Raw genomic sequence first — 26,562 nt, forward strand, 5'->3', positions numbered from 1 at the left:
CGTTGGAGGCATTTTACCCATTCGACTGACCAGCAAATCAACATCAATGTTTTGGCAATGTCAGCGAAAACGGCCGAGAGCGAGCAAGGTGACGTGAAAGAGAAGCGACGCGTACTTTGGTACGCGAGCGACGATTGAACGTCAGATTGCCGCTCTCGGCCGTTTGCAGCGTCGAGCTGTTACGCGGTTTGGTAAAACCGCGTAACTATATACCTACAGCAATTCGATTTTTCCGTCCTTCACGGTGAGTCCCATATTGCCGGAAAGCAGATCGTCCAGGCGCGAGCCCACAAGCTCAAAGCGCCAGCCTTCGCGCAAGGGGCTCTGCTCGGGATGCTCAATATAGTCGGCCAGGTCATCGCGCGAGGCAATGACCGAAGTCGCCACGCCCGAGCGCTCGGCAACCAGGCGGATGAGCGCGTACATCAGGTCCGTCACACTCTCCAACTCCGGCGAAATCTGACGGTGCCCGCGCACCATGAGCGGCAGGCGATCGTGCGGGCAGCTCGCGCCGCGCTTGATGGCCATGAGCGCACCGTCCACGTCGCGCTCCCCCAACTGATCGGTACCGCGGATACTACGGAACTCCTCAACGCGCACGGGATTGCGCTTAACGAGCGCAAGCAGCGTGTCGTCGGACATGACCCACTTGCGCGGGATGTTACGGCGCTCGGCGCGGTCCTCGCGCCAGGCGGCGAGCTCGCGCGCGATGCCCAACTGGTGACGGCTGCACGAATTGATGCGTTTGACCTTGCGGAACGCCTCGTGGCGATCGGCGCGATAGTGCGACTCGTCAGCCAGCGGGCGCAGCTCGTCGAGCACCCAGTCCACACGGCCCAGCTCGCGCAGGCGGCTCATCATCTCGGTATAGGCGACGATCAAGTACTTGACGTCATCAATCGCATACTCAATCTGCTTATCGGTCAGCGGGCGGCGCGACCAGTCGGTCAGCGACTCGGTCTTGGGCAGCGATACGCCGCAGAACGTCTGAACAAGCGCGCCATACGAAATCTGCTGGCGCTCGCCCAAAAAGGCGGCGGCGACCTGCGTATCGAAAATCGGTCGTGGCAGCACGCCCACGGTATGGAGCATGACCTCCATATCCTGCGAGCACGCGTGGAAGACCTTGGTCACGCTCTCGTCGGCCATAAGCTCGGCCAGCGGCAATAGGTCGTCGATTACCAGGGGATCGACCGCGACGCTCTCGGCAGGGGTGGCAATCTGAACCAAACACAGACGCGGGTGGAATGTGCGCTCGCGCAAAAACTCGGTATCGACGGCAATCGCGTCGAACTCACGGGCGCGCTGGCAAAAGGCGAGTAGAGCCTGATGTGTGGAAATGTACATATCAACCCATCGAATAAGGTTAGGCCCGAAAAACACGGGTAGGATATCGGCATTGCCTTACAACTATACTCGGTTAGTCACAGAACGGGAACGTAAGTATGCGCTGCCTTATCATCCACAACCCGGCATCGGGCCCCAGCTCAGATGAAATCTACGCATTCACGCACGCCCTCGCGCAGGGCGGCGACGAGGTCGTGATGCGTTTTATCGGCGATGGCATGGAGCCCGAGGATGCCGTGGCAGACGTGCGCGAGTTTGATCGCGTGGTCGTTTCGGGCGGCGACGGCACCGTCTCCAACGTGCTCGACCAGATGCGCGGGTGCGGTGTCCCCACGCTCGTCTTCCCCTCCGGCACAGCCTGTCTATTCTTTAACAACATCGGTAATGCCCCCGAGGCAGCGGCGCTCGCCAAGGCCTGCCGTGCCGGTCGCACGGTCAAAGTCGACATGGGTGAGCTCTTTTGGCTCGACGAGAACGGCAACGAGAAGCGCCACGGCTTTATCATCATCGCCGGCTCGGGCTTCGACGCCGAGATCATGATGAAGGCCGCCCCCACCAAAAACGACATCGGCGAGATCGCTTACTTCCTCTCCGCGCTCGCCACGCCCAATCCCACGGTGGCGCACTTTACGATTGAGCATGACGGCATTGTCGAGGAGCTCGACGGCATCTGCTGCATGGCCGGCAACACCTCGGTCATCCAAAACGACATCAACCTGTTCCCCGACTGCCGTATGAACGATGGCATGGTCGACATTGCGGTCATCGAACCCGTAAAAACTGTGCAGCTTCTACCGACTGTGATCACCGCCGCACTCGACCCCGCCGGCAAGGTACTCGGCCGCCCGCAGTTCAAGATCATCCAGACCAAGGAAGCCAAGATCACCTGCACCCCGTCGCTGGGCATGCAGTTCGATGGCGAGATCATCTCCAGCAATTCGGGCGTCTTTGGAGCCCGCGCGCTTCCGCAATGCCTCGACCTCATCGTCGACGAATTCTCCCCGCTCGGAAAATAGGAGGACCCTATGAACGACAATCCCCTGCTCGGCTTTATCATCATCGTTTTGGCCATGCTCGTCGGCTATGCGATCAACGTGATCCACCGCCGGAAGAAGTAACTCCACATTGGTATGATATTCATCCAATTATCGTCTCCCCTGCTGTTTATGCATTTGCCAAACAGCAGGGGATTTTCATTTCAGGCATTCCCAGCTACTTTATTCGGCTACAGTAATTACAGGGCGTCTTTATTAAAGTAAAGCTACAAACTGAGTACAATTAACCGCTCGTCGCATATTTCATCACGCTTATCGAGTAAGTGTCTTTCATAGATGAATATTGTTTCCAGTTCGTTACGCTAATGGGGTGTCTTTATTGGCTGAAGCCCTCTGGCGACAGAGGGCTTTCGCACGCTGGGAGGGAAAATGAGGAAAACTCACCCCGTCAACGCGCTCAAGAAGCTAGGCATAGGCCTCGCCTTTGGAGCTGCAACCATCATGTCCATGCCGACATCTGCGCTCGCCTGCACGCAGATATACATGGGCAAAAACCTTACGGCCGACGGCAACACGTACTACGGCCGCGCCGAGGACTTTGGCAAGCGCTATCTTAAGCACTACGGCATCGAACCTGCCCACGAACCTGGCTTTAAGTACAGCTCGATTGAATCTGCTTTTGAATACACTTCGAACAAGCCTACCTATCGTTACAGCTATGTACGCGACCACCCCTCCAACTGGATGGGTCGCACCGACGCCTATTCCGAGGCCGGAATCAACGAGAAGGGCGTCTCCTGCTCTGCCACGCTAAGCACTTCCTATAACGAGGAGGCCGATGCAGCAGACCACATCGATGAGGAAGTGGGTCTGGGCGAGTACAGTTACGGCAGCATCATCCTGGGCGAGAGCGCCACGGCCCGCGAGGGCGTCGAGCTTCTCGGCAGACTGATCGATGATCAAGGCGTCTGCACCAACGACCAGATCATCATCGCCGACAACAACGAGACCTGGCTGTTCGCCACACTTTCCGCCCATCAGTGGATCGCCATGAAGCTTGCTGACGACGTCGCGTCGCTCAACCCTAATATCGGGAGCCTCAACTACGATGTCAACCTTGATGACGACGAGAACTGCCTACACTCCGAGGGCATCGAGTCCATGCCCGTGGAGAAGGGCTTCGCCAAATACTCCGCTGACGGCAAATTCGATGTCGCCCAAACGTATGGCGAAAGCCTCGCCGATTCCGGCGTAAACCAGTGGTCCCGCTATGTGCAAGGCCGCTATTATTTTGGTAATCAGCTGACCGAAGGCACAGATTACGACATTATCACAGTAGAGAAGGAAGGAAAACCCGACTAAAAGGGAGCCATGGTCAGCGAAATCCAGCCCCTGTTCTTCAAGCCTGGCAAGTCTGGTTGGAGCACTTTCGAGTTGATTCGCGCCTTCGGCAACCGCGGCGAGAACGTCCCTGGCCTCAACGCGAACACTGATGGTGTTTATTGCATCGGCAGCGAGCGCAACACCGAGATCAACCTCTTCCAGATTCGTCGCGGGTATGACCCCGAAGTCGCTACCATCCAGTGGGAAATGCTCTCCCGCGCCGCGTACTCCGTCGCCATCCCGTTGTACTCCGCTCTGATAACTGAGGTCAGCCCGTACTTCAGCGATCAGACCGTCTCCTTCGATCACTGCAAACAGACTGACGTCGTGTACAACGAAGAGCCCGAGAACTCAATCAACTACGTCCTCATGGACATCAGCTCGCTCTGCTTTGAGAACCCTGACACCCTTGGTATCAGCGTCCGCGCCTACCTCGATGCGCTCCAGAACGAGCTCATCGAGCAGAACAAGGAAGTTGACGCCGCCATGCTGGCCGAGACGACCACCGAGGGCCGCACTGCCCTGGCCAACAAGGCCGGCAAGGCTGCCACCGAGAACACCTACAAGAAGTGCAAGGCACTGCTCCAGGAGATGCGCGCCTATCAGAAGGCCGAAAACTTCGACCAGCCCTTCACCCCGAGCGACCTGGACACCGAGACCAACGGCCTCAAGGTGTCCATCACCTACGCCAAGGACGCTCTTGCCACCGATCCGGTCACCCCGGATCAGCCCGGCACTCCCGAGCAGCCCGCTAAGCCCGAGCAGCCCGCTAAGCCCGAGCAGCCCGCTAAGCCCGAGCAGCCGGCCGCCAAGCCTGAGAAGCCTGGCAAGTCCGACACCACGACCACGGTAACCACTAACAAGACGAACACCAAGGGCGGCCTGCCCACCACTGGCGATCGTTTTGATGGCCGCATGGTGGCCGCATTCGCCATCGCTGGCGTTGCCGTCATCTCCGCGGGCGGTTACTTCCTCTACCGTCGCAATAAGGAGTAACGTCCTAGCTGAGCGGGCGGGGCACATGAGTCACCACGCCCGCTCAGCCCGCTCTTTTGACCGGCGGGAAACCCACCTGAAATCTTTTCAAAAAAGATTTCCCCGCACACACTTCGCTGTGCTATAGTGCAGCGCAACAGCAACTAGGTGCGACCGCGCCACGGCATCACGAAAGGAGCCACCAACATGAAGAACACGATGAAGTCTCTCAACAACTGGTGGTGGCGTGATGCGAATACGATCGGTCGACAGTGAGTCCCTCACGCCTGTTTTTGCGCTCTAGGTGATTGGAAGGCCTCCGGTTTCGACCGGGGGCCTTTTTCTATCTCGAGCCCGATCGCATTCGCATCACGCGCCTCCGCTTTTCTCTTGCACTCCCATTCCGAAAGGATTTTCACCATGTCTCAGAACACCACCGCCACCCAGCCCCGCACCGTCCAGACCGCCGACCGTGGCAAACTCGATGTCCGCGCCCTCGTCCTGCTTGCCATCCTGCTCGCCGCCGGCTTCATCCTCAACTTCACCGTCGGCAAGGCCATCTCGGGCATCTCGGGCGGCATGATCAGCCCCGAGTTCATCATCTCGGCCTTCTGCCTCACCATCCTGGTCGTTCGCCCCAACATCGGTCAGGCGCTCGTCATTGGCCTCATCTCGGCTGCCGTGATCCAGATCACCACCACTTCGCCGTTCGTCGATTTTGCCGCCGAGGGCATCGCCGCCATGCTCATGGCCGGCATCGTCAACGCCGCCGGCAAGAACGGTCAGGTCAAGCCCGCGATCGCCATTGTCGCAACCTTCCTGACCACCTTTGTCTCCGGCGTCATCTTCATGGTCATCAAGATGGCCATGCTCGGCGTGGTAGGCGAACTCGCCGCCGCCATGCTGCCCGTCGTCGCCATGACCGCCGTCTTTAACGCCATTCTGGTCGGCGCCCTCTATCTGCCCATCCAGAAGGCCCTGAAGCTCAACTAACCCACAGTGCCCCATCGGTAAAGACTGTCCCAAACGGCTAGCTTTTGGGGACGTTCTTAAACGACTAGTCATTAAAGAACGTCCCCAATGACTATGAAAGGTATCCATGGAAACGATCATCAACGTCGACGATGTCTCGTTCTCCTATGGCACGCAGACCGAGCAGGCGCTTAGCCATATCTCGCTCAGCGTGAACAAGGGAGATTTCATCGGCATCATCGGGCCCTCGGGCGCCGGCAAGTCCACGCTTGCCGCCTGCCTGTCGGGCGCCGTGCCCCACCACTACACCGGCACGTTCTTTGGGTCCGTCATGGTTGACGGCCACGACACCTGCGAGGCCTCGCTCACCGACGTGTCGCAAATCGTCGGCAGTGTGCTGCAGGATATCGACACGCAGATGGTCGCTTCGGTCGTCGAGGACGAGATGCTCTTTGGCCTCGAGAACTTTGGCGTTCCCCACGACCAGATCGAGCAGCGCGTGAGCGAAACGCTCGAGACCGTCGGCATCAGCGACCTGCGCGACCGCGAGATCGCAACCCTCTCGGGCGGACAGAAGCAAAAGGTAGCCATCGCCGCCATCCTCGCCATGCGCCCGCGCGTCTTGGTTCTCGACGAGCCCACCGCGGCACTCGACCCCGCCAGCTCCACGCTGGTTTTCGAGACCCTGCGTGAGGCCAACCGTGCACTAGGCATCACCATCGTCGTCGTTGAGCAAAAGGTCGCCCTGCTCTCGGAGTACTGCAACCGCGTGCTCGTGCTCAACCATGGCGAAATCGCGCTGCAGGGCGAGCCACACGAGGTCTTCGCGCATACCGACGAGCTCCGTGCCATCGGCGTCGACTGCCCTCGCGTCACGCGTATCTTCAATAGCCTCGAGGCCGATGGCCTGGTAAGCGGTACCCCCTGCTTGGATGTCGATGAGGCCGAGCGCCTGATTTCGGGCATCGTCGACCCCGCACACGCGGCCATCGAAGCCCAGGCGCCTGCCGGTTCCCCGCATGCACCGTCGTTGCGCCCTCATGCCAAGGACGCAGAACCCGTACTCACCTTCGACCATGCTGAGTTTGCCTATCCCAATGGCGGCGCCGCCGTACACGACCTTAGCCTGACGCTCTATCCCGGCGAGCTCGTGGGCATCGTCGGCCAGAACGGTGCCGGCAAGACCACGCTCACCAAGCTGCTCACGGGTCTGCTCAAGCCCGCCTCGGGCAGCGTGCGCGTCACGGGACTGGATACTGCAACCGTCCCCACGAGCCGCATTGCCCGCGAGGTCGCAACCCTCTTCCAAAACCCTGACCGTCAAATCTGCAAGGACACCGTGCTCGACGAGGTCGCCTTTGGCTTGGAGCTTGGCGGCATGGACCGCGCCGAGGCTCTGCGTCGTGCCCAACTCGTCATCGACCGCTTTGGCTTGCCGGCCGATGAGGCGCCTTTCTCACTTTCGCGCGGCCAGCGACAAATGGTGGCACTCGCCTCCGTCGTAGTGGTTGAACCCAAGATCGTGGTGCTCGACGAGCCCACGAGCGGCCTTGATTACCGCGAGTGCATGACCGTCATGGAAACGGTGCGTACCATGGCCGAGCGTGGCTGCGCCGTAATCATGGTCTGCCACGATATGGAAGTCGTCTCGGATTTTGCCGAGCGCATTGTGGTAATGGCCGACGGTCGCATCCTCGACCGCGGCCGCACGCACGAGCTGTTCTCGAACATCGATCTCATGCGGCGTGCCTACGTTGAGCCGCCCCAGGTCATCGAACTCTCGCGCCGTCTGGCATCCAACGTCTCACCCGCCTTTACACAGGTGAGCGAGGTCTCCGATGTCGTTCGAATTACCAAGGAGATGGTCCACCGTGGTTAACGTCATCGACTACATGCCGGGTGACACGCTGCTGCATCGCCTGAACCCCGTCGTCAAACTGGGCCTCGCCGCCGCCATCATCGTCGGCATCTTCTTGTCCGACACCTACGTGGCGCTGCTGGGCTTTTTGGCACTCACCCTTGCGCTGGGTGCCTATGCCGGCGTCGTCGACCGTCTGTTCTCGCTGCTCAAGTTGCTGGTCCCGCTCGCGCTTATCATGCTGGTGCTCCAGCTGGCCTTTATGCGCGATGGCAACGTGGTGTGGGGCTTTATCACCGACACGGGCCTCATCACGGGATCGAAGGCCTGTCTGCGCCTACTGGGCGTGGCGTTACCACTCATCCTCATGCTCATGGTGACCAAACTCAACGACCTTGCCAACGCCTGCGTCGAGGTGCTGCACGTGCCGTATCGCTATGCCTTCACCTTTACCACGGCGTTGCGCTTTGTGCCGGTGTTTGGTCAGGAGATGAACGCCATCATGGAGGCGCAGACCGCACGCGGCGTCGAGTACGACACCAAGAACCCCATCAAGAAGCTTAAGCTCATGCTGCCACTGTGCGTGCCACTGCTCATCTCGAGCGTGGGCAAGACCGATGCCACAGCCTTGGCGGCAGAACAGCGCGGCTTCTACCTGCGTACGCGCGCCAGCTCGTACAAGCGCTACCCCATCAAGGGCCTGGACATCGCCGCGCTCATCGTCAGCATCGCCCTCATCGCCATCGGTTTCCTGTTCTAGTTCACCACCGACAGCAACCGCCCAACGCAAAAGGCCTCGGCTCGCACCAAACGAGCCGAGGCCTTTACTGTTTCACCAGATAAAACCTACCAAAATAAACCTGTCTCTTTTTGGCAGGTCGGAAGCTAGAGGCGGTAGGGGGCGCCGCTGCGGATGATGGATTCGCGCACCAGGACGTCCATGGCGTCGAGGGTGACCTCGGGCATCTCTCGGTACTTCTGCAGCACCGAGAGCTCGGTGCAGGCCAGAATGACGCGGTCGCAGCCGCTACGAGCGAACTCCCACATCACGCGGTCGAACTTATCCATATCGGGCTCACGTCCGGCCTTCACATCATCGTAGATAAGCGACATCACATCGTTCTGACGTTTCTCGCTGGGATAGACAACCTCAACACCCGCAGCCTTACATTCGCGGCCGTAGACGCCCGCGCCCACGGTACCGTCGGTGCCCATGATGCCAATCTTGTGCACCGGCTCGGCCGGCATACTCAGGTTGGGGTCGAACTCGCACTCCCCCATCACCGCACCGGCCAGAGCATAGCGCACCGACTCACGCGGCATGTGGATAATCGGCACCTTCGTAAACGACTGGATCTGGTCGTAGAAGTAGTGCGACGTGTTGCAGGGAATGGCAATGTGCGCACAGCCCAGCGACTCGAGTGCCTGGGCACACTCTTTCATGGTCGCCAGCAGCTTGGCATGCTCGCCGGTCTTAATGGCCAGCGTGCGGTCGGGCATGGTCGACTTGGAGAGCACCACCATGTCGATATGTTCCTGATCGCAGGCAGCAGCCGTATGACGCACCACCTGGTCGTAGTAATACGACGTGGCCTCGGCGCCCATGCCGCCGATAACTCCCAGCTTTTCCATCGCCGCCTCCTTGGTGACGCTTGCGCGATTGCGCGTATCATACCCGCGCCCGCCCGATGTAAACCGGACGGGCGCCGCACTCATCTACTTGTAATACGTCTTGAACAGCTTAAAGTGGCGCAGCTTGGTGTGCCACATGCGCAGCCAGCGGTTAAAGACAAAGTCGCCCTTCATAAACGAAGGGTCGGCGCCCTTGCCTTCCTTGTCCAGGCGATGCACCTTAGCGCGCAGCTCGGGATCCTTGACGTACTTGTCGACGACGCCCATGGGGACGACCATCCACAGCGCCTCGTCCTGTGCCGTCACAAACTCCGGCTCAAACGGGCGGTTGAACACATACTCGTCCACCACATACTTGGCAACGTTAAAGCCACTGTTAGTGACGTAGTAGTTGCTGCGGCCCTGGCGCGTGTTGAAATCGAAGAACTTAAACGAGCCGTCGCGCTCGTCGTACTTAACGTCAAAGTTGGAATAGCCCACAAAGTGAAGGTCCTCGAGCAACTTGCGCACGCCGTCCATGAGCTCGTCGTTGGGCTCGGTAATGATACAGGCATGGTTGCCGACACCGTGGGGCTGATGCTCCTCGAGCAGCACATGGCCCAGGCACATCATGCGCACCTTGCCGTTGCGGTCGGAATAGCTGGTGAGCACGCGCATGTACTCGTCGTTGCCGGGCACGCGATCCTGCAAGATCAGATCGTCGGTGTAGCCGCTGGCATACGAATCGCGAATGACCTGTTCCAGCTCGGCGCGGTCGGCAATCTCATAGGCCTTTTTCTGGCCCTCGAACTCGTGCTGCCACCACATGATGCCGTCAGAAGGCTTCAGAATCATCGGGTAAGGAAAATCGATCTGGTCGAGCACTTCGGCAGGCGCCTCACCCTGGGCATTGAGCATCGCCTTGGTAAAGGTAAACGTGTGCGGATAGGGCACGCCATGCTTCTCGCACAGCTCGTAGAAGATCTCCTTCTTCTGGCACTGCTCGAGCATGCTGTAGGGCGCGTAGGGAGCGACAATGTTGTCCGCCAGCTCATGAGCATCCTTGGCCTGAGCCACGAGGGCAACATAGTTGTCGCCACAGCCCACAAGGACAATCGTCTTGTCGGCATGCGCTTGGGCAATGCCGTTGACGGTTTTGAGCATCACGGGCATGGTGTCGATATCCACGTTGGGCGTGTAGTCGATAATCTGGCTGCGGTACGCGGGACCCGTCTGATACTTGCCAAAGACCAGACTCTTGACCTGGTACTCCTCGTAGAAGGCGCGCGCCACCGAATAGGCGTTGATGTCGCCACCAAGCAGCACGGGAATGAACTCGCGCTCTGTAAATTGCAATGCCATGGAAACTTCCTATCATGAACTGCCCACACAACGGGCGGTCTTTGCGCAACTGATTTATTCTAGCGTGCCAAGCCGCCGGCGCCCAAAGCTCCACCGTATCTATGGCAATCGACGTAATCGTCCAGCACGAAGGCCAGCACGAAGACGGCGCTCACCGTTGTATGACAACGGGCAATGAACCTACCATTGTTGTAGGATTCAACATGTAGCCCGCCCCGTCGAAAGGTGCACCGTGCCCCAGGCTCATCCGATCAACAACCCCATCATTGACGCCGCCAGGCGCGAACTTGCAGATCGTGCCCAGACGGCAGCTCCCCTACGCACCGCAAACGATGCTTACAACGGACCCGCCCGCATCGTCTCGATCAACACGTCGGCACACAAGGGCACGCGCAAGTCGCCCGTCGCCGATGGACACGACACCGTTATAGAGCAATTTGGCCTCGCCACCGATGCACACGCCGGGCATTGGCACCGTCAGGTTTCCTTTTTGGCCGCAGAGTCCATCCAGACGGCGCAGGCCCGCGGACTCGATGTGCGCAAGGGTGACTTTGGGGAGAACTTCACCACGCAAGGCATCAACCTGCTCTCGCTCCCCTTGGGCACGCAGCTCAAGCTTGGCAGCGAGGTGCTCGTCGAAATCAGCCAAATCGGCAAGGTCTGCCACACACGCTGCGCCATCTACTATCTCGCCGGCGACTGCATCTTTCCCCACGAGGGCGTTTTTGGCGTGGTACTAAAGGGCGGAGAGGTCTACGCCGGCGACGATATCCAGGTAATCAAACTCGGCGACGGCACCTGTTCGTTCACCCCCGCCGAGGCCCTCGAAGAGATTGAGCAGGCTCGCCAGAAGGGCACGCTGTAGTTATAAAACCCCACGTTGAGATGGCTTTTACAGCCCAAAACTCCTCTCAAACAGGGCTCTGTAACGTTAAAGTTGAACTCTATGGTTTCTCAACAATTCATCATAACTGCAGGTCAAAGCCAAAGCCTCAAGTTCAACTTGACCCTTTGGGACCTTTAAGGTTCAAGTTGAGGTCGAAAGCAGTAGTAGAATACCGTTCGAACCATAACCTACGATTGATTGCAGAGGGACTGGATGCAGCATTCGAATCATCGCACCGCAGCGCTCATTGCGTCGAAGCCGGCTCGTATCATCACGAGCGCCGCGCTCGCCGTTGCGCTGACGGCCACGCCGATGCTCTCCCCCGTTGCGGCGTATGCCGCCTCGCAGGCAACGCAGGACCAGCTTTCCGCAGCCCAGCAGAAGATCGAAGCCGCCACGAGCGCCTACAACGACGCCCGCACCAAACTCGATGACCTGCAAAAGCAGATTGACTCCAATGAGGCAAGCATCGAGGAAATCGAGGCTAAGCTTCCCGAGCAGCAGGCCAAGGCAAGCTCCGCCATGCGCGATCTGTACAAGTATCAGAAGGGCACCAATCCCATCGTGAGCTTCCTGGTCAACGCGCAGAGCCTGGGTGAGTTCATCACGACCTGCAAATACACCAACCAGATCACGAGCTCGAGCGTCGACGAGATCGAAGAGCTCAATAACATGCAAACCGAACTCGAGCAGAACAAGGCTGAGCTCCAGCAGGCCAAGTCTCAGCTTGAGGCAGAGCAGAAAAACGCCGAGGATGCGCTGGCGCAGGCTCAGCAGCTCCGCAGCGAGGCGCAGGCAAAAGCCGAGCAGGAAAATGCCGCCGAGCTTGCCAAGCTTGAGGCCGATAAGGCCGCTGCCGCCGAAAAGCTCTCGGGCGAGGGCGTGAGTGGCAGCAATTCCAGCAGCCAGGCCACCAACACCAACACCACCATCGACACCACGGTGAACAACGCCAATACCGGTAGCTCCGATTACGATTCGTTCATTAATGAGTGGACGAGCCGCATCGACAATTATCTCGCCGGCTCCCCCATGGCAGGCCAGGGCTATAACTTTGCCGTCGCCGCTTGGAATACCGGTGTCGACCCCCGTTGGTCCCCCGCCATCGCCTGCATCGAGAGCACCAAGGGTGCTTATTGCGCCAATTCTTTCAACGCCTGGGGCTGGAGTGCACGTGGCGGCGGTTGGCGCAGCTTTGGCAGCTGGAGCGAGGGCATCTCCGCTCACGTTGCCTATCTGGGCGCCAACTACGGCTCCACCCTTACCCCGGCAGCAGCCAAAAAGTACTGCCCGCCCACGTGGCAGGACTGGTACAACAAAGTCGCCGCTCAGATGAACCGCATCTAAGTGCAACTGCAAAGGGCCCCAATGGGGCCCTTTTCTTTTAGGTAGCGGAGGTATCGACGACGCCGGTCGCATTGGCAACCGCGACTATGACGATCATGCATAGGAGCAGCGCACCCAATGCCTTGAGCCAGAGTTTCGCGAGTTTCTTGCCGCGATAGCTGTCGAGCAGCGCGAATCGCCGACGAAGACGGCGCTTATCGAGCAGCGCAAAATGCATAAGCACCATAAGGCCATCGACAAAGAAAAAATACTCGATTATGAGAAGCCACGTCGGGTAGCTTTGGTTTGCTCCGGTGGGGTGAAAGACGGCAAAGTGACTTCCGGCAAAGAACACAAGCAGCGAGAAGCAGACGAGCGTATTCCAAATGCGCCCCAGAGACTCCGAAACGCGAGAGAGCAGGCCGCATGCAGCGGAGGCGGCAGGCCTAGGAAGCCCTGTGGGGTTCTGGAACCCTTGGGGCGTCAACACCGTCTCCGAGTCTGGAGTACGGACAGGCGCAGGCGCAGGAGGCCGCACGGGGCGACTCAGATCGTATGCCGCGCGCGTCGCCCGTCCCAACGCTTCCGCACTCGCAAAACGCTTGGCCGGATCGAGCGCCATCGACATGCAGACGGCATCGGCAAGTGGAGTGGGAATGCCGCGCGCCTCGCATTGCTCGCGCATGTCGAGCCCTGGTTTAGGGTCGACTCCCGTCAAGCAGAAGAACAACAGAGCGCCAAGTGCGTAGACGTCGCTGCGCACACTCGTCTGCCCAAACCCATACTGCTCGGGCGGCGCATAGGGCCGTGTCCCAAACTTGACGGTGTCGGCATCGGCGCCATCGCGCCATACGCGCGCGATCCCCAGGTCGATAATCACCAGCGATGAAAATGTCAGGCCGTCATCAGGCGTATAGTTGGCACCTGTCACGATGATATTCGACGGCTTGAGGTCGCGATGGATCACCGGCGCCGACGTCTCCCCCGCTATTGCAAAACCGGCGTGGAGCTCGCCCACGGCATCGCATAGGGCAGGATACAATTCACGCGCATAATCGGGGGTGGCTCCCAGACGGTCCACCAGCGCCCCGAGCGTCTCCCCTTCGATGTATTCCATAACCACGTTGAGCTCGTCGCCCACACGACGACAATCGACGATTCTGGGCAGGTGCTCAAAACGCCTGCCCACCCGCTGAGCGGCAAACAGACGCTCGTATGCCCCGCCGATTTGAGCCGAGGCATCGATGCGTTTACGGACAAAGGGGCCGAGCGAACCACCGCCGGTTCCTTCAAAGACACGAGCTCGGTTGCTTCAACGGACGAGCGCTTAAGTACACGCTCCACGCGATAGCTGTCGTCGCGATCGAGCGACGCCAGGTGCTCGGCAAGCGCTGCGGTCAGCTCGTCATCGGAATATGTTGGGCTCTGAGTATCCATAGCCTCCATCATAGCGCAGGGCGCAGACACCCCATGGCATCCGCGCCCCGTTCGTTTGCATCGTTGTTCGGCAACTCCGCCGGCTCAGATATCAGCCGCTAACTCACCGTCTCCTCGCCAAAGCGATACAGCTCCTCGTTGACCTTTTGGAGGCTGCACCCGCGATCGATGCAAAAGATGATAATCGCATCGCGGCGGTCCTTGCAGTTAAGGACGCTTACCCCGGCAGCCGTCAGCGCACGGTTGGTCTCTTTGAGCGTCAGCGCCATCGCAAAGGCAATCTGCAGCACCTTATTGCGACTCGGATGACGCGCACCGGTAAAGATCTGATAGCCAAAGGTCTCATTGAGATCGGCCATACGAACCACGCGCGAGCGCTCCAAGCCCTTTTCCTGCAGTAGCTGCTTCAGGTAGTCCGAAAGCGACGGGGTGGCAAAGTCGTGCTCCTTGATATAGCCATCGATGTTTGGCGCGTCGAGAAGCTCATTGAGTAACTCGTCAGCCAGCTTTTTATCGGGCATACGACTTCACCTCCCCCAGTGCATGCAACATGCTAGAAACCGCTTACGTCCGAACGCTCCCAGCTAGCAACCTGGTCGGGAGACACCGTACCCAGCGCCTCGAACTTCCAGGAGCCGCCCGCCTTCAGATGATTGGTGTTTGCAAGAGCTGTTCCAACCTGGTTGCCATCAGCATCATACAGAACATACTCAATCTGAATGTAGCTCTTTTCCTTGTCCGTGTTATTGGTCAGCGTGCCCGTGATCTTATAGGTAAACTGATTGGAAGTGTCTTCAGCCTCGTCAGCAATGGTATACGGTTCTTGCGGTTCTTTTTGCTCCTCAGCCTGCTGTGTCGCCTCGGCAGGTTTTGCCGAATCGCTCGCAGACGAATCGGTTGAGTTGCCGCCCATAGAGCCCACGGCACCGACAATAACCAGCACCACGATGACGCCTAGGACAATCTTACCGATCGGCTTCTTTCCCTCTTTTGCCATTATTCATCCTTCCTACGATCCGGCTACCGTGCCGGCACACAGCACATCGTAGGAAGGATTAAACTTGAATTCATTAGCTGAGAGCTGAGGTTGCGGTAAACGGCCAATGCAGTTATCCAAACGCCGAGCAAACGCACTTTGCGCGACCGTCTGCCGGCAGCGCATCAACCCACCGTGACGGATTCCCCGGTAAAGGCACTGACCATCAACAGGACAAAGAACACCAGGTAGCTGACACTCAGCGGGTACGCAATGACCAGGAATACAACCCAGCCGACATTGGTTTTACCGCCGGCACGGCGTCGCTCGCGATTGCGGCAGAGCCAAATCGTCACGCCGATGGCAGTGATAAACAGTACGAGTGCCGCCGCAGCCAGCCCAGCAAGCGCAAACATCACGCCAATGCTCACAGCAATAACCGGAAGCAACAACAAGCCGCATCCACACCCACCGGGACTATAAACGGCAGACTGTCGGCGTCGTTCCATCGTCACTCCAACCTCAATATCTTTGAGCACTACAACGCAGCGGCCTGCTGGACAGGAACGATCTTATTCAGCTCCGGTTCGATCCGCCTTTTCTCGGCCTCAAGGTCAAACGCCACCTGAGCGCGCAGCCAATAACCATCCGTCAGGCCAAAATAACGGCAAAGACGGAGGTCGGTGTCGGCCGTCACGCGACGTTTTCCCAAGACAATCTGCCCGATACGCTGAGCCGGAATCCCAGTCTCTTTCGCAAGGCGATATTGAGAAATGCCCATGGGAACAAGAAACTCCTCTTTGAGAAGCTCACCAGGAGTCACCGGCGACAGCAAATCGGCCGAAGTCTCATCACTTGTGATAATCGACGATTTCGACATTCCAAGCCATCTCCTGTCTCCACTCAAAACAGACCCGATAGCGCTCATTACGATGCAATCATAGTATCGCCTTACGTTAATAACGTCAAACGTTTCTATAGACTTACATCTCTATTATAGCGTACATTTGTTCGTATTTTCTAGAGCAGGTATCCTTCGCCAATTAACCAAGCAGAAGCAATCGTTTGTAGACATCGAGCCCTTTGAGAAGGATTTCCTCGTCGAAGAGCATGCTATCGGTATGCAGAGCGCTTGTGGCATAGGCGGGACAGCCATCCGAATCACTCGGGTTGTCTTGGTCCTCTGGCATACCCGTGCCCAGCAGGAAAAACACGCCCGGCAGATGGCGTTGATAGAACGCGAAATCCTCGGCGATCAGCAGCGGTTCCTCCACAAGCTGCAGCCCGGGCAAGGCAGGCGCGACGCTGGCAAACAACTCGGGGTCGTTGTCGACCGGTGGATAGCCCTCGGCAAAGTCGAGGTCATACGTGCAGCCCGTTGCGGTGCACGCCTCGTCGAGCACACGGCGTACGCCCTCGCGCGCACGGTCGAACATGGCGTCCGTAAACACACGCAAGCTACCGGCAACATGGGCCTCCCCCGCCACCGCATTGCAGACGGTGCCCGCCTGCAGCAGGCCGAACTTGCCAATGCAGGGCTCATCGGCACCCAGCTCATCCATCAGCCCGCGCTCGGCAACCAAAAACTTCGCTGCCGCCAGCGCCGCATCGTGCGACTCCCCAACCGGCACACCATAGGTCTTAGCGATATGGGTGCTCGTCCCGTGAATATGAATGTGTGTCTCACTCGAACGCGCCAGTAGCGGGCCGGAACAGCTCGCCAACGTGCCGGCGGGCAGATCGGGCCACACATGGAAGCCAAAAATGCGGTCGACCCCGTAGCATTCGAACACACCGCTCTCACATACCGTCTTGGCACCACCGGTCGTTTCCTCGGCCGGCTGGAACACAAAGAGCACATTGCGCTTAATGGCGCCCGGCTGCTCACGGATCGTATGGTCGACAAAGGTTGCCGCCGCAAGCGCCATGGCCATGTGTCCATCATGTCCGCAAGCGTGCATCTTGCCGGGATGGGTCGAGGCAAAGGCCGCTCCCGTCGCCTCCGCGATGGGCAGCGCATCCATATCGGCGCGAATCGCCGTGGCATGCGCGGCATCAACGCCGGCGTCGAAGAAAGCACAGACGCAGCTGGGGCACGGATGGGTCACTTCGCAGGTGAGCGGTGCCAGCACGCCCTCGATATAGGCGATAGTCTGCGGAAGATCGAAATCGAGCTCCGGAATGCGATGGAGATCGCGGCGATAGCGACGGAGTTCTTGGAGCTCGGTCATAGAGAATCCCTTCGTGAGGCACATCTGTTGCAACTTATTGTGATACAGGATTGTGGCACACATGTTTCCAGCATATTGCTGCATTTTTTAAACGTTATATACGAATACTCTTGTTTGGTAAAGTGCAACGTGATAGGGTCTTTACCACTTGATAGAGGCGCGGGCACGAAGAGCCGCGGGCGAGCCGGCAGGCTTTGACCCCGTGGGGAGGCGAAACCCGCCGAACTGGGTTTTTCGGGCACGAACAACCTGGTGGGCCTGTGGGAAACACCCACAGGACTGTCTGCAGCAATGCGGGAGCGCTATCCGGACATTGGGTCCACGCTATGCGGATTCGATGCGCAGATGGCGCCGTCTGGATAGCGAGGTTTACGGGACATGGCATTGACCCCCAACGAGGCATATGCGGCCAAGCAGCCGTTTGTGGACAAGGAGACACTCGAGCATATCGTCGAGCAGTTCCCCACGCCGTTTCATCTATACGACGAGGCAGGCATCCGCCGCAACATGCAAGAAGTGAGCGACGCCTTTGCATGGAACCCGGGCTTTAAGGAATACTTTGCCGTCAAGGCCAACCCCAACCCGGCGCTCATCTCCATTCTCAACGAATACGGCTGCGGCTGCGATTGCTCGAGCTATACCGAGCTCATGATCGCCCGCTCACTGGGTATCACGGGACACGACATCATGTTCTCTTCCAACGACACGCCGGCTGCCGACTTTGAGCTCGCCGACAAGCTGGGTGCCATCGTCAACTTTGACGACATCAGCCACATCGAGTTCTTTGAGCGCGTTGCGGGGCCCATCCCCAAGACGGTCAGCTGCCGCTTTAATCCAGGCGGTCTGTTCCAGCTCTCCAACGGCATCATGGACAACCCGGGCGACTCCAAATATGGCATGACCACCGAGCAGCTCTTCGAGGCCTTCCGCATGCTCAAGGCCAAGGGCGCCGAGGACTTTGGCATCCACGCATTCCTTGCCAGCAACACTGTCACCAACGACTACTACCCCAAGCTCGCGCGCATCCTCTTTGAGCTTGCCGTACGCCTGGAGCGCGAGACCGGCGCACACGTCGCCTTCATCAATCTGTCCGGCGGCGTCGGCATCCCCTACCTGCCCGAGCAGCAGGCCAACGACATTCGCGCCATCGGCGAGGGAGTACACGCGGCATACGACGAGATCCTGGTTCCTGCCGGCATGGGCGATGTGGCGATCTGCACCGAGATGGGTCGCTTTATGATGGGCCCCTACGGATGCCTGGTCACCAAGGCCATCCACGAGAAGCAGATCTACAAGGACTATATCGGCGTGGACGCAAGCGCCGTCGATCTGATTCGTCCTGCCATGTATGGCGCTTACCACCACATTACGGTGATGGGCCAGCCGGGTGGCGACGACAAGACCACAGCGCCCGTCACGGACACCTACGACATCACGGGCAATCTGTGCGAGAACAACGACAAGTTCGCCATCGACCGCGAGCTGCCGCATATCGACATGGGCGACCTGCTTGTGATCCACGATACCGGCGCGCATGGCTACTCCATGGGCTACAACTACAATGGACGCCTGCGCTCCGCCGAGGTCCTGTTGCGCCCCGATGGCTCGGCCGACCTCATCCGCCGCGCCGAGCGCCCAGGCGATTACTTTGCCACGCTCGACGTGCTGCCGAGCGGCCGAGAGCTGCTGGCCAAGTCGCGCGCCGAAAGTGCCCGCCGTCGCGCCCAAGACGAGCGCCTGACAGTCGCCGCCCAATGGAACAAACGCATCCAGATCGCGGACGCGAAGGAGAAGAACATGGACATCCGCAATCTCGAGGGCTCAGTCGTCGCCCTCGTCACGCCGTTTAAAAAGGATGGCAGTGTCGACTTTGACGCACTCGAGCGCCTTATCGATTTCCACCTGCAAAACGGCACCGACGCCATCCTCACCCTGGGCACCACCGGCGAGAGCGCCACGATGACCGACGACGAGGACAACTCCGTCGTCGCCGCCGTGGTCAAGCATGTTGCAGGACGCGTCCCCGTCATTGCCGGCTCGGGCTCCAACTCCACGCAGACCATGCTCACCAAGTCGCTTACTTACCAGGGCTTGGGAGCCGACGGCCTGCTGCTCATTACCCCCTACTACAACAAGTCCAACGAAGAGGGTATCTATCAGCACTTTAAGACCGTCGCCGATGCCGTGGACATCCCCTGCATCCTGTACAACATCCCCGGCCGCTGCGGCTGCGGTATCAGCGAGCGCAACGTAGAGCGCCTGGCCGCGCACCCCAACATCATGGGTATTAAGGAGGCCTCGGGCAACGTCGCCTACGCGGCCAAGATCGCCCACCTGCTGTCAGACGACTTCCGCATGTACTCGGGCGAGGACGCGCTTACCGTGCCGCTCATGAGCCTGGGCGCCTCGGGCACCATCAGCGTGTGGGCAGACGTGCAGCCGCAGCTCGTGCATGACATGTGCCGCGCCTATTTGGACGGTGACGTGGCGCGTGCCCGCGATATCCAAATTGCCGGCCAGCCGCTCATCAATGCCCTCTTTAGTGAGGTCAACCCCATCCCCGTCAAAGAGGCGCTCGCCCAGATGGGTATGATCGAGGCAAACTACCGCATGCCGCTGTGCCCCATGGCCAACGACACGCGCTCTGCACTTACCGATGCTCTGAAGGGGGCTGGTCTGCTTGATTAAGACCGTCATTATGGGAACGGGCCGCATGGGCTCGCTCATCCGCACCACCGCCGAGGGCGTTGTCGACGCCGCCGGTCAACCCGTTTTTGATATCGTGGCCCAGATTGGCTTCGATTTGAGCAAGCTCGAGAACGCACCGGCTGCCGATGTGATTATCGACTTCTCGAACGTCGCGACCTTCGATGCCGTCGTCGCCTATGTCGAGCGCACGGGCGCGGCGTTGGTCTCGGGCACCACAGGCTACACCCCCGAGCAGATGGACCGCCTGCGTGAGCTGGGCCAGAACACCCGCGTTATGCACTCGGGCAATTACTCCATCGGTATCGCAGCCCTGCGCCATCTGGTAGCGCAGGCTACACGCGAGCTGCCCGGCTTTGACTGCGAAATCGTCGAGACGCACCATAACCAAAAGGTCGACGCCCCCAGCGGCACTGCCAAGTTGCTGCTCGATGCCGTCGTCGAAGCCGAGCCCGAGGCAGGCTACCACCCCGTCTATGGCCGCGGGGGCATGTGCGGAGCGCGCGACCCCAAGGAAATCGGCATGCACTCGCTGCGCGGTGGCACTGTCGCCGGCGTGCACGAAGTGAGTTTCTTTGGCCAGGACGAGGAAGTCACGCTCACGCATCGCGCCACGAGCCGTCAGATCTTCGTCAACGGCGCCCTGGCAGCCGCGCAGAAGCTCGTCGCCCGCGAACCCGGCTTCTACACCTTCGACCAGGTCATGTTTGCCTAACCAGGTATCAACCGAATCCACCCAAAGGAGAGACAGCAAATGAGCAATGCAGCCGAGATGGATGCAGAGGAGATTATCAACTACATCGCCACCGCGCCCAAAAAAACGCCCGTCAAACTGTACGTGCGCGAAAAGCCGGGCATGAAGGTCCAGTGGGGCAATGCGCACGTCTACGGCGGTCGTCGTGGCAAGACCGTCTTTGGTGACTGGGATGAGCTCAAGGCAATCCTCGACGCCAACGCCGACTCCATCGACTACTACGACGTCGAGAACGACTGCCGCAACTCCGCCGTGCCCATGCTCGACCTCAAGGGCATCAACGCCCGCATCGAGCCGGGCGCGATCATCCGTGACCGCGTCGAGATCGGCGATCGCGCCGTCATCATGATGGGTGCCATCATCAACATCGGCTCCGTCATTGGCGAAGGCTCCATGATCGACATGGGCGCCGTGCTGGGCGGTCGCGCCACCGTGGGCAAGAACTGCCACATCGGCGCCGGCACCGTGTTGGCGGGCGTCGTGGAGCCCGCAAGCGCCACGCCCGTCATCATCGAGGACGATGTCATGATCGGCGCCAATGCTGTGGTCCTGGAGGGCGTGCACGTGGGCAAGGGTGCTGTAGTTGCCGCCGGCGCCGTGTGCGTCGAGGACGTCCCCGCCGGTGCCGTCGTGGCCGGTGTCCCCGCCCGCGCCATCAAGATGCGCGACGAGAAGACCGACAGCAAGACCGGCCTGGAAGAGGGCCTGCGCCAGCTGTAGAAGTTACGCGGTTTTGCCAAACCGCGTAACGGCTCGACGCTGCAAACGCCCCTAAGCGGCAATCTGACGTTCAATCGTCGGTCGCGTACCGAAGTACGCTTCCCTCCTCTTTCACGTCACCTTGCTCGCTTAGGGGCGTTTTCGCTGACGTGAGCTCAACCTGCGGCGCAATGTCAGCAACCAAGCCGAAAACAAAAAAGGCCGAAGTCCCAAAAGGCTTCGGCCTTTGTTTTTTGCAACGTCCAAGAGCAGTTTATCGATTCTCAATACTTCCGATGTTCTTGAGCTCGATGGAGATGAGGCCGTTAGGCTCATTGACGAACTCGATGTACTCGGAGTTGGAACCCATCTCGGCCGGGAAGCTGATCTCGATACCCGTGTCGGTACGGATCTTATGATTGCGCACCGCCGCGCGTTCGACCTGCTTGCGCTCCACGGGCACACGCTCAGGCACCTTCTCCTCGGTCAGTGCCGCGCGCACGCTCTCCTTGATGACCGGCTCGTCCTCAAAGACCTCGTCGACGATATCCCAAGGCGGCAGCTCCTCGTCATCCTCGACCTTCTCGGCAACAGCAGCCTTAACCTTGGCGAGCGCTACGGCCGTATTGGCACCGTGCTCCTCGGCGACTTCCTCGACCACACGCGTCACGGTGTCGATGACCTCCTTGCCCGATACGCCCGTGTCGCACTGCAGCAGGCCATCGGGGATAAGCATACGGTCCTCGCCGGCGATCTTGCGTTTCTTGTCCACATAGCCGATCTCCATGGTGCTTGCACGCACGATTGCATAGCTCGGCACCTTTTGCGAAGGGTTCGGCAGAATGGCGTAGTGGCGCGCAATGTCGTTGCGCACCTCGCCCTCTTCGCGACCTACCTCGTGCATAAAAGCCTGCTTGGAGCCCAGCAGCATCACGGCAAACCAGCGGGCATCCTCATCGTCATCAAAGTCCGCCACAAGCACGTCAGTGGACTCGGCTTTCTCGGCCTTGGTAAGTTCGGAAGAGATGAACTCCGCAATCTGCTGAGACAGGTCCACGAACTCACGCTCACCAAAGAAATAGCCCTTGAGCTCGCCGCCGAATGCGGAGTTCTCGGCAAACGTGGCGCGTTTATTGTCGGCCGAGGTGCGTGCGCGGCGCAGATGCGTGGTCACGAAGTTGCGCACGGTACGGCTCTCGATATCGAGCTCTCGCTGGCTCATGACGTTGACGGCAGAGTCAAAGTCCAGGATATGCAGAATCGCGTGATTGATTTTCATATACGGCATTCCGTTCTAGATCGATTTCGGCACGAATCAGTATAGCGGTCGAGCCCGCCCCAGGCGCTTCGAAGATTGGTGCATCGGGGACAGGTTGCTTGCACCAATGGTTAGCGCAGGAGCTCGGACTGCCAAGCCTCGAGCTGTTCTGCCAAACTCTTGCCGGCAGCGGGCACGTCGATCTGGGGTCGTTTGGGCAGCAGCGCACACTTAAGAATCGCAACGATGGTCTGCGAGACAAAGCGTCGTGTATCCTCGTCAAAACCTTGCGCAGCCTGGAGCATCACGGGCAGGCTCTCGCGCAGATTCCCAGCGATATCCGCAAACCGCTCAGCACCCGTGGCCTCAAACACGGAGAACAACGCATCTACAAAACGCTCGCGTTCGCTAGGCGACACTGCAAGCAGCATCTCACGAATGGAACCATCAACGTATCGAGCACCGGCAGACAGGCGCTCACAGTACACGAAGTCGTGACCATCAACCACCCAGCTAAAGGGATTGTGCTGCAGCAGGCTGAACTCGGTGCTCTCAACGATGGCATAGTCCTCCTGTGTCTCGAACATCATGCCAAAGATCGACGACCGAGGTAGCGTCTTGTCGATTCGACCGGAAAGATCGGCAAAGGCGTTGCCGTTCAGAAACTCCTCGACGAAGCCCGGGCCATCATGGGAATACGCCCGTTCGATTCGTTCACGGGCAACATCGGAGCACATCGCTGCACCGTACACCGCAAGGTTTCCACCCTTGGAATGACCCCCGCACAAAAGCGGCCCGCCAATCGCATCCGCCGCCTCGTCCACATAACGTGCCGCGGATTCCTGGGCCGGCACAGGACACCGGAACGCCATGTTAAAGTCCTCTTTCCAGCCCACAATCGTGCTGTCGGTCCCCCGGAAGGCAAGATAGCTAAACCCCGCCGGAAATCGGAACGTCATGGCCGCAAACTGCTCCGTTGTCTCGGCATCACTCACGCTACGATAGCCGCAAACACGAACGCCACGGTAGCGAGGGCTTGCTGCCACAGCCTCCAACAGGGCACGACTCCCCTCCGGATCCCACAGGTCGCCAATCATGTCTTGGTAGCACTCGGCGCGCAGCAGCTCGCGTACGTCTAGGCCCTGCCAGTTCGTCAGCTCCGCTATATCACCCGGCAAACGCAAATAGGACAACCACGCAAAGACCAGGCTATCCACCGCGCAGAACGGCCGTTCCTCAAACGGATCAAACGCTGTCTGGGCATAGGTCAAAAAATTAGGCGAATCCGACATGGCCCTCCCATCAACTATGGTGCATTGGGGTCAGGTTACTTTGCACCAAAAAGGCGCCCGGGCCGTGTGGACCCGGACGCCTTCATTGTAGCTTTTCGCTCTAGCGAGCTTGATTTAGCAGGAGAAGTCGACGCTGTCGATGATGTCCTTGAGGGCCTTGGCGGAGGCGGTGAGCTCATGCTGCTCGTCATCGTTCAGCGGCACGGGGACGCGGCAGACGACGCCGTCGCGGCCAACGACCGTCGGCATGGAGATAGCCAGATCGGACAGGCCATACTCGCCCACCATGAGCGAGGAAACGGGCAGAACGGTCTGCTCATCGCGCATGACAGCGGTGCAGATGCGCTTGACGGCCATGGCGACGCCGTAGTAGGTGGCGTGCTTCTTCTCGATGATGGTGTAGGCGGAGTTCTTGACGTCCTCGGCGATACGCTTCTCGGCAGCCTCGTGCTCCAGATGACCGTGAAGCTCGCAGAAGGTGTTCAGCGGAACGCCAGCAACCTGAGCGCTGGACCAAGCGACAAACTCGGAGTCGCCGTGCTCGCCCATGACATAGGCCTGGACATCGCGCGGGTCAACCTCGACGTGGGCACCAAGCATCTGCTGCAGACGGCCAGTGTCGAGCACGGTGCCGGAGCCGATGACATGGCCCTCGGGCAGGCCTGACATCTTGATGGCAGCATAGGTCAGAACATCAACCGGGTTGGAGACGATTAGCAGAATGCCGTCGAAGCCGGACTTCTTAATCTCGGGGATAATGGACTTAAAGATGTTAACGTTCTTGTTGACCAGGTCCAGGCGGGTCTCACCGGGCTTCTGGGCAGCGCCAGCGGTGACGACGATCATGGCGGCGTCGGCGACATCGGAATAATCGCCGGCGTAGATCTTCATCGGCTCGGCAAACGTCATGCCGTGCGCGATATCCAGAGCCTCACCCTCGGCGCGGTTCTTGTCCACGTCGATGAGGACCATCTCGGAGAACAGACCGCTCTGCATCAGAGCGAACGCCGAAGACGAACCGACGAAGCCGCAGCCGACAATAGCGACCTTCTTCTCGTTAACCATTAGAAACTCCCATCTCTCTCCACAAACAAGCCGCCCGGGAACGACCCGAGCGGCTTGCCGTAATCCCAATACATCCAATCGGGACTTTGATTATGCTCCTATTCGCAGCCAAAAATCGACCGTTTACCGAAATTGTTTGCAGAATTCGTAAAATAACTGCACGAAATCGGTTTCGAGCTATTGGCGAGTCGAAATAGGTTTCTAATACAGGCCCGCCTCGCGAATGGCCTCGACAGCCAAAGCGATCTGATCGGGCGGCAGGACCAGCGCCATGCGCACGTGTCCCTCGCCCGAAGGGCCAAAGCTCGCGCCCGGCGTCACCACAACGCCGGCCTTCTCCATGAGCTCCTCGCAAAACGCCATGGAATCGGTGCGACCACCGGGAAGCTTGGCCCACACAAACATAGAGCCATGCGCGTTGGGACGCTCCCAGCCCAGGCCCTCAAGACCGTCGCACAGGGCATCGCGGCGTTCCTGGTACTTCAGACGCTGCGCCTCGACCTCATCGCGCGGACCGTTCAGACACGCGATGGCGGCCTTCTGAATCGGGAAGAACATACCGAAGTCGATCTGGCCGCGCAGCTTGGCAAAGGCCGAGACCACGTCCTCGCGACCGACCAAAAAGCCGATGCGGGCACCGGTGACGTTAAACGACTTGGAAAGCGAGAAGAACTCCACGCCCACCTCAAGCGCACCGGGATACTGCAAGAAGCTGCCGCCGGGCTCGCCGTCAAACACGATGTCGGAGTATGCGTTGTCGTGAACGATGAGCAGGTCGTGCTCGCGGGCGAAAGCGATGATCTCCTCGTAGATCTCGGGCGTGCCCACCGAGCCCACCGGGTTCGCGGGCAGCGACACGATCATATACTTGGCACGATCGGCCACCTCGGGATCGATACCCGCCACATAGGGCAGGTAATTGTGCTCGGCAACCAGCGGATAGTACTCGAGCTTGGCATCGGCGATCTTGGCACCCGCCTCAAAGACCGGGTAGCACGGATCGGGAACCAAAATAGTGTCACCCGGATCGAGCAGGGCCAGGCCCAAATGACCCACGCCCTCCTGCGTGCCGTTGCACGACTGCACCATGGACGGTGTAATGCCCGAAACGCCAAAGCGGCGCTCATAGTAATCGCACACGGACTGCTTGAGTTCGGGCAGGTCGCGCAGGGCATACTTCCACATCTCGGGATCTTGCGCCGCTTGAGTGAGCGCCTCGACCACGTGGTCGTACGGCTTAAAGTCGGGCGTGCCCACGCTCATGTTATAAATGGTCTTGCCCTGAGCCTTCAGCGCAAGCAGTTTGTTGTTGAGCGAGGCGAAGACCTCCGCGCCAAAGCGGTCGAGACGCTGCGATGCCTGCATGGTGCCACCTTTCGATATAAAAAACGCGGCGCTCCGACAAGAGCGCCGCGCGATACGGGCCATC

At 59.4% G+C, this 26,562-nt stretch carries 24 protein-coding genes and 1 riboswitch; of the genes, 11 read left to right on the top strand and 13 right to left on the bottom strand.

Going from position 1 to position 26,562, the window contains the following annotated elements; translation table 11 throughout:
- Positions 1–213: 213 nt before the first annotated feature.
- Entirely contained in the window at positions 214–1,347 is a 1,134-nt protein-coding gene (gene rnd, locus I2D57_RS01250) for a ribonuclease D (RefSeq protein WP_195361198.1), read from the bottom strand.
- A 98-nt stretch (positions 1,348–1,445) separates the two neighbouring features.
- Between rnd and I2D57_RS01255 the strand changes: the two genes are divergently transcribed.
- From I2D57_RS01255 to I2D57_RS01280, 6 genes are all read left to right on the top strand, one after another.
- Entirely contained in the window at positions 1,446–2,363 is a 918-nt protein-coding gene (locus I2D57_RS01255) for a diacylglycerol/lipid kinase family protein (protein ID WP_156597430.1), read from the top strand.
- A 408-nt stretch (positions 2,364–2,771) separates the two neighbouring features.
- Positions 2,772–3,704, top strand: coding sequence for a C69 family dipeptidase (locus I2D57_RS01260; protein WP_195361199.1), 933 nt, complete (start codon positions 2,772–2,774; stop codon positions 3,702–3,704).
- A gap of 9 nt (positions 3,705–3,713) precedes the next feature.
- Complete coding sequence (locus tag I2D57_RS01265; protein WP_195361200.1) at positions 3,714–4,721, top strand: hypothetical protein; 1,008 nt, start codon at positions 3,714–3,716, stop codon at positions 4,719–4,721.
- A gap of 399 nt (positions 4,722–5,120) precedes the next feature.
- The gene (locus tag I2D57_RS01270; RefSeq protein ID WP_117840202.1) at positions 5,121–5,693 is read left to right on the top strand and encodes a hypothetical protein; all 573 of its coding nucleotides are present in this window, start codon (positions 5,121–5,123) and stop codon (positions 5,691–5,693) included.
- A gap of 106 nt (positions 5,694–5,799) precedes the next feature.
- Positions 5,800–7,551 (top strand): ABC transporter ATP-binding protein, encoded by a 1,752-nt coding sequence (locus tag I2D57_RS01275; RefSeq protein ID WP_195361201.1) that lies wholly within the window; start codon positions 5,800–5,802, stop codon positions 7,549–7,551.
- Positions 7,544–8,290 carry an energy-coupling factor transporter transmembrane component T family protein gene (locus tag I2D57_RS01280; protein ID WP_195361202.1) on the top strand — a complete coding sequence of 249 codons (747 nt, stop codon included), beginning with the start codon at positions 7,544–7,546 and terminating at the stop codon, positions 8,288–8,290. Before I2D57_RS01275 ends, I2D57_RS01280 begins: the two co-directional genes overlap by 8 nt.
- A 125-nt stretch (positions 8,291–8,415) precedes the next feature.
- Here I2D57_RS01280 and I2D57_RS01285 read toward each other — a convergent pair whose 3' ends face one another.
- Positions 8,416–9,162 (bottom strand): aspartate/glutamate racemase family protein, encoded by a 747-nt coding sequence (locus I2D57_RS01285; protein WP_229055550.1) that lies wholly within the window; start codon positions 9,160–9,162, stop codon positions 8,416–8,418.
- An 84-nt stretch (positions 9,163–9,246) separates the two neighbouring features.
- Positions 9,247–10,503: a carboxylate--amine ligase gene (locus I2D57_RS01290; RefSeq protein ID WP_195361204.1), complete on the bottom strand. Its 1,257-nt coding sequence runs from the start codon at positions 10,501–10,503 to the stop codon at positions 9,247–9,249.
- A gap of 232 nt (positions 10,504–10,735) precedes the next feature.
- Here I2D57_RS01290 and I2D57_RS01295 point away from each other — a divergent pair, with 232 nt between their 5' ends.
- Both I2D57_RS01295 and I2D57_RS01300 read left to right on the top strand, forming a co-directional pair.
- Positions 10,736–11,368 carry an MOSC domain-containing protein gene (locus I2D57_RS01295; RefSeq protein ID WP_229055551.1) on the top strand — a complete coding sequence of 211 codons (633 nt, stop codon included), beginning with the start codon at positions 10,736–10,738 and terminating at the stop codon, positions 11,366–11,368.
- A gap of 234 nt (positions 11,369–11,602) precedes the next feature.
- On the top strand, positions 11,603–12,736 hold the full coding sequence (locus I2D57_RS01300; RefSeq protein ID WP_195361205.1) for a coiled-coil domain-containing protein: 1,134 nt from the start codon (positions 11,603–11,605) through the stop codon (positions 12,734–12,736).
- A gap of 37 nt (positions 12,737–12,773) precedes the next feature.
- Here the strand turns inward: I2D57_RS01300 and I2D57_RS01305 are convergent, their stop codons facing one another.
- The 6 genes from I2D57_RS01305 to I2D57_RS01330 all read right to left on the bottom strand — a co-directional run bounded on the left by I2D57_RS01305 (position 12,774) and on the right by I2D57_RS01330 (position 17,359).
- Positions 12,774–13,904 carry a serine/threonine protein kinase gene (locus I2D57_RS01305; RefSeq protein ID WP_195361206.1) on the bottom strand — a complete coding sequence of 377 codons (1,131 nt, stop codon included), beginning with the start codon at positions 13,902–13,904 and terminating at the stop codon, positions 12,774–12,776.
- Positions 13,905–14,250: 346 nt separating this feature from the next.
- Positions 14,251–14,673 carry an XRE family transcriptional regulator gene (locus I2D57_RS01310; protein WP_195361207.1) on the bottom strand — a complete coding sequence of 141 codons (423 nt, stop codon included), beginning with the start codon at positions 14,671–14,673 and terminating at the stop codon, positions 14,251–14,253.
- 32 nt (positions 14,674–14,705) lie between these two features.
- The gene (locus I2D57_RS01315; protein WP_195361208.1) at positions 14,706–15,149 is read right to left on the bottom strand and encodes an FxLYD domain-containing protein; all 444 of its coding nucleotides are present in this window, start codon (positions 15,147–15,149) and stop codon (positions 14,706–14,708) included.
- Between the two features lie 164 nt (positions 15,150–15,313).
- Entirely contained in the window at positions 15,314–15,583 is a 270-nt protein-coding gene (locus tag I2D57_RS01320) for a hypothetical protein (protein WP_195361209.1), read from the bottom strand.
- Positions 15,584–15,666: 83 nt separating this feature from the next.
- Positions 15,667–16,008 (bottom strand): HigA family addiction module antitoxin, encoded by a 342-nt coding sequence (locus tag I2D57_RS01325; protein ID WP_055309779.1) that lies wholly within the window; start codon positions 16,006–16,008, stop codon positions 15,667–15,669.
- Between the two features lie 163 nt (positions 16,009–16,171).
- Positions 16,172–17,359, bottom strand: coding sequence for an amidohydrolase (locus I2D57_RS01330; protein ID WP_229055552.1), 1,188 nt, complete (start codon positions 17,357–17,359; stop codon positions 16,172–16,174).
- Between the two features lie 144 nt (positions 17,360–17,503).
- Positions 17,504–17,672, top strand: a riboswitch (Lysine riboswitch).
- Positions 17,673–17,737: 65 nt separating this feature from the next.
- Here I2D57_RS01330 and dapA point away from each other — a divergent pair.
- From dapA to dapD, 3 genes are read left to right on the top strand one after another with little or no spacing between them, the layout of a single operon-like run.
- Positions 17,738–20,047 (top strand): 4-hydroxy-tetrahydrodipicolinate synthase, encoded by a 2,310-nt coding sequence (gene dapA, locus I2D57_RS01335; protein WP_195361211.1) that lies wholly within the window; start codon positions 17,738–17,740, stop codon positions 20,045–20,047.
- Entirely contained in the window at positions 20,040–20,780 is a 741-nt protein-coding gene (dapB, locus tag I2D57_RS01340) for a 4-hydroxy-tetrahydrodipicolinate reductase (RefSeq protein ID WP_195361212.1), read from the top strand. The genes dapA and dapB overlap by 8 nt, the downstream gene beginning before the upstream one ends.
- 39 nt (positions 20,781–20,819) lie before the next feature.
- Positions 20,820–21,539, top strand: a complete 720-nt coding sequence (dapD, locus tag I2D57_RS01345) for a 2,3,4,5-tetrahydropyridine-2,6-dicarboxylate N-acetyltransferase (protein ID WP_229055553.1) — start codon at positions 20,820–20,822, stop codon at positions 21,537–21,539.
- Between the two features lie 253 nt (positions 21,540–21,792).
- Here dapD and I2D57_RS01350 read toward each other — a convergent pair whose 3' ends face one another.
- The 4 genes from I2D57_RS01350 to I2D57_RS01365 all read right to left on the bottom strand — a co-directional run bounded on the left by I2D57_RS01350 (position 21,793) and on the right by I2D57_RS01365 (position 26,498).
- Positions 21,793–22,797, bottom strand: coding sequence for a nucleoid-associated protein (locus I2D57_RS01350; protein ID WP_022094136.1), 1,005 nt, complete (start codon positions 22,795–22,797; stop codon positions 21,793–21,795).
- 110 nt (positions 22,798–22,907) lie between these two features.
- The gene (locus I2D57_RS01355; RefSeq protein ID WP_195361213.1) at positions 22,908–24,068 is read right to left on the bottom strand and encodes a DUF2974 domain-containing protein; all 1,161 of its coding nucleotides are present in this window, start codon (positions 24,066–24,068) and stop codon (positions 22,908–22,910) included.
- 114 nt (positions 24,069–24,182) lie between these two features.
- On the bottom strand, positions 24,183–25,133 hold the full coding sequence (locus I2D57_RS01360; protein WP_006234343.1) for an L-lactate dehydrogenase: 951 nt from the start codon (positions 25,131–25,133) through the stop codon (positions 24,183–24,185).
- A 201-nt stretch (positions 25,134–25,334) separates the two neighbouring features.
- A complete protein-coding gene (locus I2D57_RS01365; protein ID WP_195361214.1) occupies positions 25,335–26,498 on the bottom strand; it encodes a pyridoxal phosphate-dependent aminotransferase in 1,164 nt (387 codons plus the stop codon).
- Positions 26,499–26,562 lie beyond the last annotated feature (64 nt).

Source organism: Collinsella aerofaciens (assembly GCF_015553355.1).
Taxonomy (GTDB): Bacteria; Actinomycetota; Coriobacteriia; order Coriobacteriales; family Coriobacteriaceae; genus Collinsella; species Collinsella aerofaciens_V.

Excerpts from the sequence above, each read along its gene's own strand:
- I2D57_RS01315 (WP_195361208.1), bottom strand. The coding sequence starts at position 15,149 with ATGGCAAAAGAGGGAAAGAAGCCGATCGGTAAGATTGTCCTAGGCGTC.
- I2D57_RS01265 (WP_195361200.1), top strand. The coding sequence starts at position 3,714 with ATGGTCAGCGAAATCCAGCCCCTGTTCTTCAAGCCTGGCAAGTCTGGT.
- I2D57_RS01285 (WP_229055550.1), bottom strand. The coding sequence starts at position 9,162 with ATGGAAAAGCTGGGAGTTATCGGCGGCATGGGCGCCGAGGCCACGTCG.
- I2D57_RS01325 (WP_055309779.1), bottom strand. The coding sequence starts at position 16,008 with ATGTCGAAATCGTCGATTATCACAAGTGATGAGACTTCGGCCGATTTG.
- I2D57_RS01350 (WP_022094136.1), bottom strand. The coding sequence starts at position 22,797 with ATGAAAATCAATCACGCGATTCTGCATATCCTGGACTTTGACTCTGCC.
- I2D57_RS01260 (WP_195361199.1), top strand. The coding sequence starts at position 2,772 with ATGAGGAAAACTCACCCCGTCAACGCGCTCAAGAAGCTAGGCATAGGC.
- I2D57_RS01330 (WP_229055552.1), bottom strand. The coding sequence starts at position 17,359 with ATGACCGAGCTCCAAGAACTCCGTCGCTATCGCCGCGATCTCCATCGC.
- I2D57_RS01270 (WP_117840202.1), top strand. The coding sequence starts at position 5,121 with ATGTCTCAGAACACCACCGCCACCCAGCCCCGCACCGTCCAGACCGCC.
- dapA (WP_195361211.1), top strand. The coding sequence starts at position 17,738 with ATGGCATTGACCCCCAACGAGGCATATGCGGCCAAGCAGCCGTTTGTG.
- I2D57_RS01310 (WP_195361207.1), bottom strand. The coding sequence starts at position 14,673 with ATGCCCGATAAAAAGCTGGCTGACGAGTTACTCAATGAGCTTCTCGAC.
- I2D57_RS01365 (WP_195361214.1), bottom strand. The coding sequence starts at position 26,498 with ATGCAGGCATCGCAGCGTCTCGACCGCTTTGGCGCGGAGGTCTTCGCC.
- I2D57_RS01360 (WP_006234343.1), bottom strand. The coding sequence starts at position 25,133 with ATGGTTAACGAGAAGAAGGTCGCTATTGTCGGCTGCGGCTTCGTCGGT.
- dapD (WP_229055553.1), top strand. The coding sequence starts at position 20,820 with ATGAGCAATGCAGCCGAGATGGATGCAGAGGAGATTATCAACTACATC.
- I2D57_RS01300 (WP_195361205.1), top strand. The coding sequence starts at position 11,603 with ATGCAGCATTCGAATCATCGCACCGCAGCGCTCATTGCGTCGAAGCCG.
- I2D57_RS01275 (WP_195361201.1), top strand. The coding sequence starts at position 5,800 with ATGGAAACGATCATCAACGTCGACGATGTCTCGTTCTCCTATGGCACG.
- rnd (WP_195361198.1), bottom strand. The coding sequence starts at position 1,347 with ATGTACATTTCCACACATCAGGCTCTACTCGCCTTTTGCCAGCGCGCC.
- I2D57_RS01355 (WP_195361213.1), bottom strand. The coding sequence starts at position 24,068 with ATGTCGGATTCGCCTAATTTTTTGACCTATGCCCAGACAGCGTTTGAT.
- I2D57_RS01255 (WP_156597430.1), top strand. The coding sequence starts at position 1,446 with ATGCGCTGCCTTATCATCCACAACCCGGCATCGGGCCCCAGCTCAGAT.
- I2D57_RS01290 (WP_195361204.1), bottom strand. The coding sequence starts at position 10,503 with ATGGCATTGCAATTTACAGAGCGCGAGTTCATTCCCGTGCTGCTTGGT.